This window comes from Tyzzerella sp. An114, from assembly GCF_002161055.1.
In the GTDB taxonomy this organism is placed as follows: domain Bacteria; phylum Bacillota; class Clostridia; order Lachnospirales; family Anaerotignaceae; genus Fimicola; species Fimicola cottocaccae.
In genome coordinates this window covers 43,568-58,993 of record NZ_NFLT01000006.1, presented here as the reverse complement: position 1 = coordinate 58,993, position 15,426 = coordinate 43,568, and the positions used below count along the sequence as shown (strand labels likewise).

Sequence of the window (15,426 nt, the reverse complement as noted above, 5' to 3'; positions counted from 1 at the left end):
ATAAAAGCCATATATATTTTTGTCAATAGAATTTTATTATATAGATTTACTTTTTAGAAGTTCATATACTTCTTTTAAACTTTCACATTTCAATGCTTTCTCTGCGTCTTCCTTTGCACTTTCAAAATCTATTGAATTTATAAATTTTCTTATAGGAAGTACATGTGTAGGATTTACACTAAATGAAGTTATTCCAAGACCTATGAAAATATATACATTCTTTTGATTTGCTGCAATTTCACCATAAATATAACAGAATTTATTTGCTTTTTTTGCTGCATCATTTATGTATTTTATTGTCTTTAGAAGTGCCGGCTCTAAGCTATTAAATCTGTGGGCTACTATTGGATTTAATCTATCAACAGCTAATATATATTGTGTTAATGAATTTACACTTATTGCTATGAAATCAACATACTTTAAAAGTGAGTCTATCATTATTGCTGCTGATGGAACTTCTATTACTATACCAACTTTTATATTTTCATCAAAAGGAATTTGTTCTGCTCTAAGCTCATCTTTTGCTTTTTCTAATATTTTTAATGCTCCTTTTATATCTGTTATATTTGATATTAAAGGGTAAAGTATTTTTATGTTACCATAAGCTGATGCCCTGAGTATGGCTTTCGTTTGAGTTAAAAGTATACTTGGATTTCCTAAAGCTATTCTTATGGCTCTGTATCCTAAAAATGGATTTCTTTCATGTGTTAAATTTAAGTTTGTATGACTTTTGTCATCTCCAGTATCCATTGTCCTTATTACAACAGATGTTTTTTTATTTCTTTCAGCTATGAGTTTATATATATCAAATTGAAAATCTTCTGTTGGAAGTTCTTCGTATTCTGTATATAAAAAATCAGTTCTGAAAAGTCCTATTCCTTCTGCTCCAACAGTTCTATATCTTGCTGATGTGTTTATATCTATTACATTTCCAAAAAGATGAATTGTTTTTCCGTCTCTTGTTATTGTCGGCATATTGGCAAATTCTTTTATATCTGCTTTTTCTTTTTCATATATTGATATTTTTTTTAGACATTCAAAAATATCAGCTTCTGTTAAACCTATATCTACTGTTCCTTTTGTTCCATCAACAAATATTTGGTCACCATTTTTAATCATTTTGTTAATACCATCACAACCTATTATTGCAGGTATTTCCATATCAACTGAAATAAGTGTTGTGTGGCTTTTTGTACTTCCTTTACTTAATACTATACCTTTTACATGGTTATGGTCTACTGACCTCATCATTGTTGTTGGAATATCTTCTGCTACAAGTATTACATCTTCCTCTATATGTGAAATATCAGGATAATTTAATCCTGAAAGAAGATACATTAATCTTTTTCCAACTTCTATAATATCGGGTATTCTTTTTTCTGTATTTCCGTTGTCTAATGTTTTTATAAACTCAACTTGTTTTTTTGTTGCCCTTGCTATGGCGGATACTGCTGAATATTCATACTCTATAAATTCATAGGCCCATTCTTCTAATATTTTATTATTTAATATATATTTTTGTACAATAAGATATTTTGCTTCATCTGAACGACCATTTGAGTTTAAGAAATTAATTTTTTTATCTAGTTTTTTATCTAACTCATCTATGGCGGCTTTTAGCTTTTCTTCTTCTTCTACCTTTTCATCAAATGTTATCATAAGATTTTCGGAAAATTCTTCTACAATGTCTATTTTCATAGCAGATGCAAGTGCACAACCTGCTGATGCTGATGTTCCCCTTAATGAAATCATTGTTTATACCTCCGCAAAAAATTATAAATTTGTTTTGATTATACCATAGTGAGTATTTTTTAAAAGTATTAAATAATAAATTTTACATGAATTACTTTGCCTATTATTTTTATAGTATTATTGTCTTTTTTTGTAAATATTGAAGGCATATAGTCTGGATTTTCAGACTGTAAAACTATTATATCATCTTTTTTTATAACCCTTTTTATTGATATTTTATCATCAGTCATTACAACTGCTATATCTCCATTATCTACATCATATTGTTTTCTGACAAATACTAAGTCTCCTTCATGTATTCTTGCATTTATCATATTGTTTTCTTTTACTTTTAAATAAAAATATTCATAGTCTGGATTTATTTCAGCTTTACTTATATATTCATATTTTTCTATGTTTTCAGCTGAATTTATTCTAAATACTTCTTTAATATCGTTTATTACAGGAATTTTTATTATATCTTCTGTTAGTATGTTTATTTTATCTATATATCCGCATGAAATCATAAGTTCCATGTATGATATTTTTTCTCCTGATATTGATTTTAATAATTCTGGTGATGGGGGACGGTCTAGTTTTAAATTTATATATTTTGATAAATATGTTCGGTTAAATCCTGTTTTTTCTGAAAATTCAACAGTGTTCATTCCTTCCATAAGTGTTTCAAGTTGCTTTTTGAAAAGATATTTATCAAACATTTATTTCACCTCATTAATATTTTAATTTTGTAAGTTAAAAAAATCAACAAACTGTTTTTTGAAATGAAAATAATTGACACTTTTATTTTATGGGTGTATTATAAAATACGAACAAATGTTTGTATATTTTTAGGGGGGATTTTGTGGAAAAGAACTATAAATATTATATTGAAAATTCTTTGAAAAGTGAAAAAGGTATTGTTAAAAAGAGACTTTTGAAATGGGGTGGTGCTTTGAATATGTGTGATATGAGACAGGAAGAAATTAATAGGATTAAACGGACTTGTGAGAACACAGTGAAAATATATTCGCAAAATTTTATGGATATAGAACATACTACTGTTCGGAATTTTGAAAAAATTAAAAATGAGTTTGAAAAGGAAATTGAAAGACTTTATTTGGATATTGAAAATATTATAAAAGAAAAAAGAATTATGGACGAGTACATAAAAGAACTTATTCCTATTGAACAGGAATTTTTATATTTGAAATATCGTAAAGGATATGATTTTAATTTTGTTGCTATGAAAATGAATGTTAGTCGTTCTCAAGTTTTTAGGATAAAAGATGCGGCTATTGATAACCTTATTGAGATAATAAAAAATCATGAAAATGAAATTTTTTGAAAGTTGGGACTTTTTTGGACTTTTTATTATTTATTATAAGATACAGAAAGGGGGGAATTATTTTGAGGAGAGATTTTTCTGAGAAAAAACGTGTTTTCAGCAAGGTTTATACAGAGACTGGAGGAGACTTGAAAAAAGCTTCACAGGCTGTTGGATATAAAGAAAGTTATGGAAAAAGACTTTTGAAAGATGAAGATGTAAAAATGTTTATTGAAAAATTTAAAACTGAGGAAAAATCCTCTGAAAAGTCTGAGGTCGGGAGAGATGTAGCTGAAAGTGATGAGATACTCAAATTTCTTACAGGTGTTATGAGAGGAAGTAATGAAAATATTGAAGGCTCTATACGTGAGAGAATGAGAGCGGCTGAACTTTTGAGCAAACGGAAACAGCTCTTTGAGGATAATTCCGATGAGGGCGTTAATGTGGTTATTATTGATGACATAAAGTGAGGTGGTTTTGTTTGGAGTTAGAGAAACCAGACTTTCTGATGTTATAGGCAAAGGTTTTTATGATGTTCATAGAGATATTATGAATTTTAAACATACTCACTATTGGCTTAAAGGTGGTAGAGGTAGTACTAAATCTTCTTTTATATCTGTTGAGATAATTCTTGGTATGATGACCGATAAAAATGCAAATGCTGTTGCCCTTAGAAAAATTGGTGTCAATATTCGTGATAGCGTGTTTGAGCAACTTAGATGGGCTATTGATATTTTGGGAGTATCTGAAAAATGGGAGGTTAAAGTTTCTGTCCCTGAACTTATTATCAAAAATACAGGTCAAAAAATTATATTTAGAGGTGGGGATAATCCTAAGAAAATAAAATCTACTAAGTTTTTAAAGGGATATCCTAGATTTATATGGTATGAGGAAGTTGATGAATTTACTGGTATTGATGAAATTAGAAGTATAAATCAATCTCTTATGCGTGGTGGTGAAAAGTTTGTTGTTTTTTATTCCTATAATCCGCCTAAAAGTCAAAGATGTTGGGTTAATAGTGAGGTTTTAGATGTGAGAGATGATAAACTGGTTCATCACAGTACATATTTGGATGTGCCTAAAGAATGGCTTGGTAAACAGTTTTTTGCTGAGGCTGAACACGTTAAAAGAACTAGACCTGATATTTATGAGCACGAATACTTGGGTGAGGTTACTGGAACTGGGGGAGAAATTTTTAATAATGTCACATTGAGAGAGATTACTGACAATGAACTTAATTTGTTTGACAGAATTCATAGAGGTCTTGACTGGGGTTATGCTTGTGACCCTTTACATTATACTGTAAATCATTATGACAGAATGAGAAAAAGATTATATATTTTTTTTGAAATTCATAAAAGTGGTTTGACTAATATACAAGCAGCTTCTTTGATAAATGATGAAAATATATATAAGGGTGTTGTTGTCTGTGATAGTGCTGAACCAAAATCTATTGATGAAATACGTCAGTTTGGTGTTAGGGCGGAGCCTGCTAAAAAAGGTCATGACTCTGTTGAATTTGGTATTAAATGGCTTCAATCCCTTGAGGAAATTATTATTGACCCTGTAAGATGTCCTTTTACTTCAAAGGAGTTTATGAGGTATGAGTTTGAAAACGACGGCTTTGGTGGTTTTAAAGCTAAATATCCCGACCGTGATAACCACTCAATAGATGCTGTTAGGTATTCTCTTGAGGGTGAAATGAGAAAAGTTACTGTTAGATGATTTTAGTAGCTAATATTTTTTAAGGAGTGTGAGTTTTTTGTTTGTTTCTGATATGGACCTTATAAAGGCTAAACTTTTTGCTGAGGGAAGGCTTAATGACGGGGAAATATTGAGAGAGATTATAAATGATGATGAGAACAGTGTTTATAAACATAAAATGTATGAGGGTGAAAAATATTATAGATGTGAACAGGATATTTTAAATCATAATTTTAATGAGCACCCTTTTTCTGAAACTCGTATTAATGATGAAGGCTTTGAAAATGAGGGTATTGTTAATTTTAAAAATCCTAATAGAAGTAATAACAAATGTGTAAATCCTTTTCATAGAATACTTGTTGACCAAAAAGCTTCTTATATTGCCGGTCGTGAACCTACTATTACTGTTAGGGAAGGTCTTAAAAGTGCTGAGTTTGAAAAAAAACTTTCTATGTTTACTGATGATTACTTTAATCAAACGGTTTATGACCTTGTTGTTGGTGCTTCTAATAAAGGTTTGGAATATATACATATTTATTATGATAGTGAAGGTGAGCTTAAATACTGTATTGTTCCTGCAGAGGAGATTATAGCTGTTTTTGATAATGATAATGAGAATGATATAAAAGAGGTCATAAGATATTATTATATTCGTGTCTTTGATAAAGGCTATGAGAGACTTGTGAGAAAAGCTGAATGGTGGACCGGTGAAAATGTTTCTTATTATATTGAAGACAATAGTGGTGTTTTTATACCTGAGCAAGGTGAAAGTCTTAATGTTCCCCATTGGTATAGATTTGAAAATAATAAGAAATATGGTGAAAGTTGGGGGAGAGTGCCTTTTGTTGTTATGAGAAATAATAGCAGAAGTACTACTGACTTGGAACTTATAAAAAGTTTGTCTGATGCTTATGATTTGGTTTTAAGTGAAGGAACTAATAATCTTATTGACCTTGTTGAACTTTATTGGGTTATTGAAGGTTATGAAGGTGAAACTGCTTCTGCTATCGCTAAAAAGTTACAGATTAATAAAGCTGTTCATATTAGTGATAGTAGCGGCAAAGTTGAGGCTAAACAGGTTGATATTCCCGTTCAGGGTAGAATTGATTGGCTTAAACTTATTAAAAGAGATATTTTTCAGTTTGGTATGGGTGTTGATACTGATACTGAAAAACTTGGAAGTGCTCCTAGTGGTGTTTCTTTAAAATTTCAATATTCTATGTTTAATCTTAAGGTTAATGGTGTTATACCACGACTTAAAAAGGCTTTGAAAGATTTCCTTTGGTTTGTGGCTAATGATTATTTTGACGGTGAGTTTTTTGATATGAATATTGTGGATATAAATATAAATCTTAATTCTATAACTGATGACAAAGAAACTATGGAAATACTTGCTATGTCAAAGGGTATTGTCAGTGAAAAGACACTTTTGGGAAAACACCCTTTTGTTGATGATGTTAATAGTGAGATTTTTAATATTGATGAGGAAAGGAGAAATGGTTTTGGATATGACAGAGGAACGAATGACAAAAATAATTGATGGTATTACTGAAATCGGTATTGATGAGGATAAGGCTGTTGAGATACTTGGTGTGTTTATTGAGGAGCTTGAAAAAGGTGGATTTGATACTGATTATGAAAATATAAAAAATGAAAAAGAACAGATAAAATTGGAAAATGAAAAACTTGTTGAAAAAATTAAAAAAATTGCTGTTGAAGGCGTTATGAGAAGTAAAAATTGTCGTAATGTTAAGGCTTTATCTGCTCTTGTTGATATGGATAATGTTCATGTTGATGATGAGGGTAATGTTAGCGGAATTGATATTGAAAAACTTATGGAGGAGTATCCTTATCTTTTTGAAAAAGAAAAAAGTAAGAGATATGGTAATGGTTTTAAGAAAAGTGGTAAAAGTGAAAGCAGTGTTGAGAAAAATTTTAAAAAGGGACTTTTTAGAGTGTAAGGAGGTAGTTTTTTATGGCGATTAATACTATTGAATATGCAAAGATTTTTACTGATGCTCTTGATGCACAGCTTGTTGAGGGCTCTACAACTGGTTGGATGGAGGCTAATGCTGGACAAGTTAAGTATCAGGGGGGTGATGAGGTTAAAATACCTAAAATTGTTTTAAGTGGTATGGGAGATTATGACAGAGATACAGGTTTTGCTCAGGGTTCTGTTACTTTATCCTATGAAACTAGAAAACTTTCTCAGGATAGAGGAAGAACTTTTCAGATTGATGCTGCTGATGTTGATGAAACTAATTTTGCTCTTGTTGCCGGAAATATTATGGGCGAGTTTCAGAGAACTAAGGTTATTCCTGAGATAGATGCTTATAGATATAGCAGACTTTTTGCTATTGCTACTGAAAAAAGCCGTGTAGGTACATATACACCGGCTAAAGATACTATTTTTGAAAAACTTCTTAGTGATATTACTGCTATAAGAGACGTTGTTGGAGATGGCAGAGAAATTATTGTAACTATGTCTGCTTTTACTGCTAATATGCTTGATATGGCTAAGGGTGGAAGCAATATTATTGAAAGTGGTGAGTTCAAACAGGGTAATGCTGTTATTAAAGTTAGAAGTATTGACGGTTGTCCTATTATACGTGTTCCTTCTTTAAGATTTAAAACTGAATATGAATTCCTTGACGGTGTTTCTGGTGGCAAGGAGAATGGCGGATTTAATGCTACTGAAGGGGCTAAGGATATTAACTGGATTATTGCTGTGAAAGATGTTCCTGTGGCTGTTTCAAAAACTGATGTTACAAGAATTTTTGACCCTATGACTAATCAGAAAGCTAATGCTTGGAAAATTGATTATAGAAAATATCATGATATATGGGTTATGGATAACGCTACTGAGGGCTTATGGGTTTCTACAAAAGAATAATAGTTTAAATAGGTGGTTTTATGGCTGAAAGTTTTGATGAGAGATTTTTGGATTTTTTGAAAATTTTAAATATTGGTGATGATGAGTATAAAAATAATATTGCTGATTTTGCCTTTAGAAGAAGTGAGGAGTATATAAAATCATTCTGTAATATTGAAACTCTTGACGAGAAACTTTTTGGAGTTCATAAAAATATTGCTTTTGATTTTTTTAAAAGTATTTTATGTTCTGTCACTGAAAAAGGTGACATTAAAAGTATTAAGGAAGGTCTTGTAAGTTTGGAGTTTTTTGAAAAGGGTTTTGGTAAAGATGAACTTTTAAACTCTGTTGAAAAATATATTTGTGAGCTTTCCCCCTTTAGAAAGTTGAGGTGGTAGTGTGGCTTTTTCTCAAGTTTTCGGTGAATATGCCAAAATGCTACTTAATAATACTTGCAATATATATAAACTTGAAAAAAATGTTAATGACTATGGTGAAAGTGTTTTTTCTAAAATAAAAATTGCTTCTGATGTTAATTGTCGTGTTAATTATGAGGGTGAAAGTCTATCTAACAATAATAATGTTTATAAAAAAGAGTATGAAGTTTCAATTGTTTTTCCTGTTGATTTTGATGTTTATAAAGGCTGTTATATTGAAGTTTTAAATTTTGAAAATAGTAAAAATATTATGTTTTATGCTTGTGGTGATTGTGTTTCGTATATAACTCATAAAGAGATTAAGGCTTTAAGAAGGGAGGTGGTTCTCTGATTGAAAATGTAAGACGTGGTGTTATATCAAGACTTAAAGAACTTTTTGATTTTGATGTTTATAGTAATGAAGTTGTCATTGATGATGATATTCCTTTTTTTATGGTTAAAGTTTTAAGCTCTGAAAAAATTCCTATGCTTGGAAATCGCTTTAGGCTTTCTGTTAATGTTGAAATTTTGTTTTTTAATGATAGAGAAAAAAGTGATTTGTTTGAGTTTGATAGTATTGTTGGTTCGGGAATAAGTGAGATTTCTGTTTTAGATAGAAAGGTTTTGGCTGATAAAATTGCTATGGATATTCTGGACAATAAAAGAAGGTATACTGTATCCTATACTCTATGTTGTCAGGAGACAGAGGACTTTCCTCTTATGGAGACTGTTTCATCTAAGGAGGTTATAAAAATTGAATTGTGATTGTAAATTCAGTAAAGATGAATTTTTGAAAAGTAAAAGTTTTAATTTTTCAAAAGATGTTATTTCTGCCTGTCTTTTGGATAATAAACTTTATACAAAAAAAGAGGCGGAATGTATTATAAATGATTATCTTAAAAATAAAGTTTGAAGGAGGTTGTTTTTATGGCGTTGGGTGGAGGTGCTTTTGTTGCCCAAAATAAAATTTTGCCCGGAGCTTATATAAATTTTGTTTCTAAGCCTAGAGCTATGGGCGGAATTGGTGAAAGAGGTGTTGTTGCTGTTCCTTTGAGTCTTGATTGGGGTAGCGATGATGTTTTTACTGTTGAGTCCGGTGACTTTATGACTAAGGCTGAAAAAATATTCGGTTATAGTTATACTCATGAAAAACTTGCACCTATAAGAGAACTTTTTTGTGGAGCTAAAACTCTTGTTCTTTATAAAATTAATGGAAAAGGTGAAAAAGCTACTGCTACTGCTGGAGGACTTACTGTTACCGCTAAATATAGTGGTGTTAGAGGTAATGATATAAGTATTATTGTCAGAAAAAATATTGATGATGATAGTTTTTATGATGTTGTCACTGTTATTGATGGAAGTTATAAAGATATTCAGACTGTTTCTGATATTTCTGAGCTTGTTTCAAATGATTTTGTAGATTTTTCGGGAAGTGGAGTTTTTGAAGTTACAGCTGGTATTAATCTTGAAGGTGGAACTAATACAGAGGTTAATGGAGAAAGTTATTCTGAATTTTTAGGTCTTATTGAGTGTTATGATTTTAATACTCTTGTATATGATGGTGATGATGAAACTACTAAAAAACTTTTTGTATCCTTTACAAAAAGAATGAGAGACGATGAGGGCGTAAAGTTTGTCACTGTTTTACATGATTATTCTGCTGCTGACTGTGAGGGTGTTATTTCTGTTAAAAATGAAACATCAGAACAGAAAACAGGTCTTGTTTATTGGGTTTCTGGAAAAGAGGCTGGGGCTGAAGTTAATGAAAGTCTTACTAATGCTATTTATGACGGTGAACTTTCTGTTGTTGCTAGATATTCAAAAAGTGATTATGAAAAGGCTATTGAGGAAGGTCAACTTGTTTTTTATAATGACGGTGAAAATGTTAGAGTTTTAAGAGATATAAATACATTTACAAGTTTTTCGTCAGATAAAAACAGTGATTTTTCATCAAATAGAATTATGAGAGTTCTTGATTCTATTGGAAATGATGTGGCTAGAATATTTAGCGAATACTATTTAGGTAAACAGAGTAATAACAAACAGGGAAGAAATCTTTTTAAATCTGAACTTATAAGTTACCATGAACAGCTTATGACTTTAGGTGCTATTGAGGACTTTACTTCTGATGATATTACTGTTAGTCAGGGAAGTGAAAAAACTGATGTTGATGTTTATTTATCTGTTATGCCTGTTGATGCTATGGAAAAACTTTATATGAAAGTTGAAATAGTATAATTGGGGGGTGATTTATTTATGGCTATACTTAGGGCAAAAGATACTATAAACGGAACTCAAGGTACTTGCTTTGCTGTTATAGATAATAAGAGAACTGAACTTATGCAGGTTAAAAATATTACTGCTACTGTTGAAAAGAAAAAAACAGAAATTCCTATACTTGGTGTTACAGGTAAACAGCATAAAGCGGGAGGATGGAAGGGTACCGGAAAAATGACTGTTTATTATGTAAGCAGTATTTTTAGAAGTATGATGCTTGATTATATTAAAAAGGGTATTGATACATATTTTGAAATTATGGTGACTAATGAAGACCCTACTAGCAGTACCGGCTCACAGACTGTTCTCCTTAAAGGTGTAAACCTTGACAGTATCATTTTTACAAAACTTGATGTTGAGAAAGAGGCTCTTGAAGAAGATATGGAGTTTACTTTTAATGATGTTGACCTTCTTGATAAATTTGATGAGCTTTAAATTTTTGTGAACTTTAATTGAAAGGTGGGGCTTATGTATAGATTTTATTTTAAATGTGGAAATGATAGTTTTATGCTTCCTGCAAGCCCTTCATACTTTAAAATAAAAATTGGAAGCAGAAACGAAAAGGCGGAAGTCATTAAACTTGGAGAGGTGGGTGTTATAAAAACCGCCTCTCTTAGGGAGATGGATTTTGAATTTATACTTTCGAGAAATGGTTTTTGGCAAGGTGGATATGGAACTTATGAGCCTTTACATTATCTTAATAAATTGAGAAGTTTTAAAAATAGTGGACAGCCTATTACTTTTATTGTTATAAGACTTCTTCCTGACGGTAAAAGAAGCTTTGATACTAATATTTTGGCTACTATTGAGGATTATACTGTCTTGGAAAATGCCGGTGATGAGGGAGATTTTAAAGTTACTATGACTTTGAGAGAGTTTGTTCCTTGTAAATCTGTTAAACTTAAAATTGATGATAGTGGTAATGTGTCTAAAAATACTGTTGAGAGGGAAAGCAAAAATATTTCTGATACTTATGTTGTGAAAGAGGGAGACAGTCTTTGGAAAATTGCGAAAACACAGCTTAATGACGGTAGTAAATTTTTTGAAATTGCTAATATTAATGGTATTTCAAATCCTGATAAAATTTATCCTGGTCAAGTTTTAAAACTTGGGAGGTGATTTATATTATTAGGGTTATTATTGATAATAATGGTACTGTTTTTGATGTTACTGATATTTTATATAAAGATGTCACTTTGACGGAATATATAAAAGGGACTGCAGGTATACTTGTCTTTAGTGTTATTCGTGACGGTATTGTTAATTTTATTGAGGGGAATAAAGTTATATTGTATGTTGATGATGTTATGCGATTTTGTGGTTTTATTGCTAATAAGAAAAGAGATAAAAATCAAATTATAAATGTTACTGCATATAATCAGATTTTTTATCTGTCTAAAAATAAAGATACTTATATATATTCGGGAAAAACTGCTACACAAGTTATAAATACTGTTTGTGGTGACTATGGTCTTGAGATTGGTAGTTTGTGTGATACAGGTGTTGTTATTGAGCCTCGCGTTGAGGAAGGTAAAACACTTATTGATATTATTCAAAATGCTCTTGATAGAACAAGACGGATTAATGGTGTTGAGTATTGTTTTTATGATGATTGCGGAAAACTTTTCCTTAAACCTTTAAGTGATATGATTTGTAATACGGTTTTTTCTGATGAAATTAATATAATTAATTTTTCTTATGAGACGGATATTTCAAAGGATACATATAATACTGTTAGACTCTTTAAAAAAGAAAGATTGGAAAATGCTCATCTCTCTTATATGGCTGAAAATATTGAAAATATTAAAAAATGGGGCAGACTTCAATATTATGAAAAAGTTGATAAAGATATGAATACTGCTCAGATGAAAGCTTTATGTGATGGTGTCTTTAATATAAATGGTGATGTTAAAAAGAAACTTTTTGTTGAGGCTTTTACAGACGATTTTACTGTAAGAGCAGGAAATTCTGTTTTTGTTGATATGAAAGATTTTTCTGAGATAGGTATAAGTGATTTTAAGATTGTTGAAAAATCTGTTCATGTTTTTAGTAATGGTAAACATATTATAAAACTTGATATAAGAGTTTGATTTTTTAGAGGTGATTTTTTGGGAGATTTAAAATATTTTTTGATGGATAATGCTTTAAAAAATAAAGGTGAATATGTTTTTGTCAGTGATAGATTTAAAGATGAAAAGGGTAATGTTCAAAAATGGTATATAGCACCTGTTACTGAAAGAGAAAATGAGGATATAAAACGCTCTGTGGGATTTTTTGACGGTGTTGTCAAAGATAATGTTGAAAAATATATATGTAAGTTGTGTGTAAGATGTGTTAAAAATCCTGACCTTAATAGTGTTCAGTTGCAGGAAAGTTATGGAGTTTTTGGTGGTGAGGCTCTTTTAAAAACAATGCTTTATGCGGGGGAATACTCAAATCTTGTTAAGGCTGTTAGAGAGATTAACGGTTTTGATAAAAAATTTGAAGATATTAAAGAAGAAGCAAAAAACTGATTATGGAGGGTGGGGAAAGTGCTTATGCTTTCCTTGCTCTCCGAGATTTTGGAATAACTCCTAAAAATCTTTTTGATATGGGAAGAAATGAGAGGGCTTTTATATTTGCTTCCTGTGACGTTTTGAGAGAGATTGAAGGGGAAAGGTGATATTTTTGGATTATATTGAATACTTTTTTGATATATTTGAAAAATTTTATAATTGGTTTGACTTTGATTATGATATAGAATTGTTTTCTTTATATTCTGATGATATTAAAAAAAATAGTCAAATTTATAAAAAATTTGATGAAAATAATAATGGTTATGTTTATCAAAATACAGAAAGTTTTTTAAATAATTTTTTTAATGTTTCAGAGTTTAATAAAAATATATATGAAAATATTTATTTTAAAGATAATAAATATTTTGATGATTTTTATAATATTGTTAAAAATTATTCTGAAAATTTTTATTATGAGTATTTGAAATCAAAAAATGATTTTGTTTTTAATGATTTTTATTATATGGAGCATTTTGATAGTTTTTTTAATAGCTATATATATAATGATGATTTAAAAATATTTGATTTTAAGAATATTTATAAAAGATATAACCGTGTTTATGATAATAATATTTATGAACAGTATAAAAATGAAAATACATATAACAATTATGAAAATGTTGAAAATATATATGAAAATAAAAATGTATGTGAAAATATAGACTGTGATTATATTTTTGATGCTTTGGAGGAAAGACTTTTGAGGGAATATAATTGTTCTGGAAAAGGTTTTTGATTTTTGGAGGTGACTATGGCTGTCATTGATGTTATAAAAAATATTGCTTATGATACTGCAAAAAATATAGTTCCTGATACTGTTGTTTTTGGTGATGTTATATCTGTTTCACCTATTATTATTGGAATTGATAATGGTTTGAAACTTACTGAAGAATTTATTTATAAAACTAATAATATTGTAAATCAAAATGTTAAAGTTAATGTTGAAACTCATGGAGAATGTGTTGGTAATACTGATAATGAAATTAAAATAGGTGATTCTGTCATACTTTTAAAATGTTTTGGTGGACAGAAGTTTGTTATTTTGGGACGCTGTGTTTAGGAGGTGTTTTTTTGTTGCCTGAAAACAGTAATATTATTTTTAATAATAATTATTCTGAAAGTGAAATGTCTTCTAAAACCTATTCTGTTGATTTTTTGAAAAATAGAATTGTTGGAGAGAAAGATGGTATTGAAGCTTTGAAAGATACTATTTTTAAAATCATTAATACTGAAAGATATAAATATGATATTTATGATTGGAATTATGGTGTTGAGTTTTCTGATATTATAGGCATGGATAGAAAATTGGCTGTTACAGAGATAGAGAACCGCATAAAAGATGCTTTATCTATTGATGAGAGAATAAAAAATATTTCTGATTTTCAGTTTGTGGAAAATAAAAATAGTATAGAGGTTTCTTTTACTGTTGAGAGTATATTTGGAAATATTCGTGAGAGTAAAGAGGTGAGTATTTGATGTATGAAACTTATGAAGAACTTATGGAAAAAAAACTTAATATGATTGAAAGAAATATTGATAAAAGACAGGGAAGTATTATTTTTGATGCTTTAGCCCCTAACTCTGCTGAAACTGCAAAAATGTATGCTGATATTTTAATGCTTCAAGACAGAAGTTATGGAGATACTGCTACTGGTGAGGATTTGACAAGGAGAGTTGCTGAAAGAGGTGTTATAAGAAAACCTGCCGTTAAAGCTGTTCTTGTAGGTGAATTTTTTGACAGTGACAATAATTATTTTGATGTGTCTAAGGGTGATAGATTTTCTTATAATGATATTTATTATACTGTAATTTCAAGAGTTTCACAGGGTGTTTTTTTGTTGGAGTGTGAAAAAAGCGGTAATATTGGTAATTTTTATTCTGGTGAGATTATTCCTGTTGGTTTTATAGAAGGACTTGCTAAAGCTCAAATAAAAGAAATATATTCTGACGGTGAAGACGAGGAGGACGATAATTCCCTTAGAAAAAGATATATGGAGAGTTTTAATAGTGAGTCTTTTGGAGGAAATATATCAGATTATAAAAATAAAGTAAAGTCTATTGGTGTTGTTGGTGGAGTTAAGGTTTATCCTGTATATTATGGTGGTGGAACTGTGAGAATTGTTTTTACTGATAGAGAACACAGTGTTCCTAAACCTGCTGAGGTTGAAACTGTTCAAAATGAACTTGACCCTGAACAGAATGGTATGGGAAATGGAATTGCTCCTATTGGTCATAGGGTTACTGTTGAAGGTGCTGTTGCAGAAAATATTAATATATCTATGAAAATTATATATAAAGATGATTTTTCATTTCAGGACATTGAGGAAGAAGCCCTGTTGTCTCTTGAAGAATATTTTTTAAGTTTGAGAAGTACTTGGGAGGAAAATGAGGAGCTTGTTGTAAGAATAAGTTATATTGAGGCTAGAATTCTTCAGATTGCCAGTGTTGTTGATGTTTCTGATACTGCTTTAAATGGAAATAAACAAAATATTATTGTTTCTGATAATAAAGTTCCTGTTCTTGGTACTTTTGAGGAGGCGGTTTAAT

General features: G+C 30.0%; 22 protein-coding genes. 20 read left to right on the top strand and 2 right to left on the bottom strand.

The features are described 5' to 3' along the window. Positions 1-36: 36 nt before the first annotated feature. On the bottom strand, positions 37-1,752 hold the full coding sequence (gene ptsP, locus B5E58_RS07250) for a phosphoenolpyruvate--protein phosphotransferase (RefSeq protein ID WP_088109026.1): 1,716 nt from the start codon (positions 1,750-1,752) through the stop codon (positions 37-39). Positions 1,753-1,820: 68 nt separating this feature from the next. Further along, a complete protein-coding gene (locus B5E58_RS07245) occupies positions 1,821-2,450 on the bottom strand; it encodes a LexA family protein (protein WP_088109025.1) in 630 nt (209 codons plus the stop codon). Between the two features lie 143 nt (positions 2,451-2,593). On the opposite strand from B5E58_RS07245, the gene B5E58_RS07240 reads away from it, so the two are divergent. The 20 genes from B5E58_RS07240 to B5E58_RS07155 all read left to right on the top strand — a co-directional run bounded on the left by B5E58_RS07240 (position 2,594) and on the right by B5E58_RS07155 (position 15,425). Further along, positions 2,594-3,076, top strand: a complete 483-nt coding sequence (locus tag B5E58_RS07240; protein WP_088109024.1) for a hypothetical protein — start codon at positions 2,594-2,596, stop codon at positions 3,074-3,076. A 62-nt stretch (positions 3,077-3,138) separates the two neighbouring features. Next, positions 3,139-3,525 carry a hypothetical protein gene (locus B5E58_RS07235; RefSeq protein ID WP_088109023.1) on the top strand — a complete coding sequence of 129 codons (387 nt, stop codon included), beginning with the start codon at positions 3,139-3,141 and terminating at the stop codon, positions 3,523-3,525. A 7-nt stretch (positions 3,526-3,532) separates the two neighbouring features. Then, positions 3,533-4,780: a PBSX family phage terminase large subunit gene (locus tag B5E58_RS07230; protein WP_330395619.1), complete on the top strand. Its 1,248-nt coding sequence runs from the start codon at positions 3,533-3,535 to the stop codon at positions 4,778-4,780. A gap of 37 nt (positions 4,781-4,817) precedes the next feature. Beyond that, the gene (locus B5E58_RS07225) at positions 4,818-6,299 is read left to right on the top strand and encodes a phage portal protein (protein WP_088109022.1); all 1,482 of its coding nucleotides are present in this window, start codon (positions 4,818-4,820) and stop codon (positions 6,297-6,299) included. Beyond that, positions 6,268-6,720: a phage scaffolding protein gene (locus B5E58_RS07220; protein ID WP_242956629.1), complete on the top strand. Its 453-nt coding sequence runs from the start codon at positions 6,268-6,270 to the stop codon at positions 6,718-6,720. Before B5E58_RS07225 ends, B5E58_RS07220 begins: the two co-directional genes overlap by 32 nt. A gap of 14 nt (positions 6,721-6,734) precedes the next feature. Continuing rightward, entirely contained in the window at positions 6,735-7,652 is a 918-nt protein-coding gene (locus B5E58_RS07215) for a hypothetical protein (RefSeq protein ID WP_088109020.1), read from the top strand. Positions 7,653-7,672: 20 nt separating this feature from the next. Then, positions 7,673-8,029, top strand: coding sequence for a hypothetical protein (locus B5E58_RS07210; RefSeq protein WP_088109019.1), 357 nt, complete (start codon positions 7,673-7,675; stop codon positions 8,027-8,029). A 1-nt stretch (position 8,030) separates the two neighbouring features. Continuing rightward, positions 8,031-8,399 carry a hypothetical protein gene (locus B5E58_RS07205; protein ID WP_088109018.1) on the top strand — a complete coding sequence of 123 codons (369 nt, stop codon included), beginning with the start codon at positions 8,031-8,033 and terminating at the stop codon, positions 8,397-8,399. Then, positions 8,396-8,812 (top strand): phage tail terminator family protein, encoded by a 417-nt coding sequence (locus B5E58_RS07200; RefSeq protein ID WP_330395625.1) that lies wholly within the window; start codon positions 8,396-8,398, stop codon positions 8,810-8,812. The genes B5E58_RS07205 and B5E58_RS07200 overlap by 4 nt, the downstream gene beginning before the upstream one ends. Next, positions 8,802-8,960: a hypothetical protein gene (locus tag B5E58_RS13440; RefSeq protein WP_158097697.1), complete on the top strand. Its 159-nt coding sequence runs from the start codon at positions 8,802-8,804 to the stop codon at positions 8,958-8,960. The genes B5E58_RS07200 and B5E58_RS13440 overlap by 11 nt, the downstream gene beginning before the upstream one ends. Before the next feature lie 14 nt (positions 8,961-8,974). Further along, complete coding sequence (locus B5E58_RS07195; RefSeq protein WP_088109016.1) at positions 8,975-10,285, top strand: phage tail sheath family protein; 1,311 nt, start codon at positions 8,975-8,977, stop codon at positions 10,283-10,285. 18 nt (positions 10,286-10,303) lie between these two features. Then, on the top strand, positions 10,304-10,759 hold the full coding sequence (locus tag B5E58_RS07190) for a phage tail tube protein (protein WP_088109015.1): 456 nt from the start codon (positions 10,304-10,306) through the stop codon (positions 10,757-10,759). Between the two features lie 33 nt (positions 10,760-10,792). Further along, positions 10,793-11,443, top strand: coding sequence for a LysM peptidoglycan-binding domain-containing protein (locus tag B5E58_RS07185; RefSeq protein ID WP_088109014.1), 651 nt, complete (start codon positions 10,793-10,795; stop codon positions 11,441-11,443). Continuing rightward, positions 11,440-12,414, top strand: coding sequence for an XkdQ/YqbQ family protein (locus B5E58_RS07180; protein WP_088109013.1), 975 nt, complete (start codon positions 11,440-11,442; stop codon positions 12,412-12,414). The genes B5E58_RS07185 and B5E58_RS07180 overlap by 4 nt, the downstream gene beginning before the upstream one ends. Before the next feature lie 18 nt (positions 12,415-12,432). Beyond that, on the top strand, positions 12,433-12,837 hold the full coding sequence (locus B5E58_RS07175) for a phage tail assembly chaperone (RefSeq protein WP_088109012.1): 405 nt from the start codon (positions 12,433-12,435) through the stop codon (positions 12,835-12,837). A 2-nt stretch (positions 12,838-12,839) separates the two neighbouring features. Next, complete coding sequence (locus B5E58_RS13435) at positions 12,840-12,986, top strand: hypothetical protein (protein WP_158097696.1); 147 nt, start codon at positions 12,840-12,842, stop codon at positions 12,984-12,986. A 5-nt stretch (positions 12,987-12,991) separates the two neighbouring features. Then, positions 12,992-13,615, top strand: coding sequence for a hypothetical protein (locus B5E58_RS07170; protein ID WP_143597245.1), 624 nt, complete (start codon positions 12,992-12,994; stop codon positions 13,613-13,615). A 15-nt stretch (positions 13,616-13,630) separates the two neighbouring features. Beyond that, a complete protein-coding gene (locus B5E58_RS07165) occupies positions 13,631-13,939 on the top strand; it encodes a DUF2577 family protein (RefSeq protein WP_088109010.1) in 309 nt (102 codons plus the stop codon). A gap of 11 nt (positions 13,940-13,950) precedes the next feature. Then, the gene (locus tag B5E58_RS07160; RefSeq protein WP_158097695.1) at positions 13,951-14,355 is read left to right on the top strand and encodes a DUF2634 domain-containing protein; all 405 of its coding nucleotides are present in this window, start codon (positions 13,951-13,953) and stop codon (positions 14,353-14,355) included. Then, complete coding sequence (locus B5E58_RS07155; protein ID WP_088109008.1) at positions 14,355-15,425, top strand: baseplate J/gp47 family protein; 1,071 nt, start codon at positions 14,355-14,357, stop codon at positions 15,423-15,425. The genes B5E58_RS07160 and B5E58_RS07155 overlap by 1 nt, the downstream gene beginning before the upstream one ends. Position 15,426: the final 1 nt, after the last annotated feature.

Bases quoted from the DNA above. Each gene is read 5' to 3' on its own strand.
- B5E58_RS07195 (WP_088109016.1), top strand. From the start codon at position 8,975: ATGGCGTTGGGTGGAGGTGCTTTTGTTGCCCAAAATAAAATTTTGCCC.
- B5E58_RS07245 (WP_088109025.1), bottom strand. From the start codon at position 2,450: ATGTTTGATAAATATCTTTTCAAAAAGCAACTTGAAACACTTATGGAA.
- B5E58_RS07190 (WP_088109015.1), top strand. From the start codon at position 10,304: ATGGCTATACTTAGGGCAAAAGATACTATAAACGGAACTCAAGGTACT.
- B5E58_RS07165 (WP_088109010.1), top strand. From the start codon at position 13,631: ATGGCTGTCATTGATGTTATAAAAAATATTGCTTATGATACTGCAAAA.
- B5E58_RS07220 (WP_242956629.1), top strand. From the start codon at position 6,268: ATGACAGAGGAACGAATGACAAAAATAATTGATGGTATTACTGAAATC.
- B5E58_RS07215 (WP_088109020.1), top strand. From the start codon at position 6,735: ATGGCGATTAATACTATTGAATATGCAAAGATTTTTACTGATGCTCTT.
- B5E58_RS13435 (WP_158097696.1), top strand. From the start codon at position 12,840: ATGGAGGGTGGGGAAAGTGCTTATGCTTTCCTTGCTCTCCGAGATTTT.
- B5E58_RS07185 (WP_088109014.1), top strand. From the start codon at position 10,793: ATGTATAGATTTTATTTTAAATGTGGAAATGATAGTTTTATGCTTCCT.
- ptsP (WP_088109026.1), bottom strand. From the start codon at position 1,752: ATGATTTCATTAAGGGGAACATCAGCATCAGCAGGTTGTGCACTTGCA.
- B5E58_RS07155 (WP_088109008.1), top strand. From the start codon at position 14,355: ATGTATGAAACTTATGAAGAACTTATGGAAAAAAAACTTAATATGATT.
- B5E58_RS07210 (WP_088109019.1), top strand. From the start codon at position 7,673: ATGGCTGAAAGTTTTGATGAGAGATTTTTGGATTTTTTGAAAATTTTA.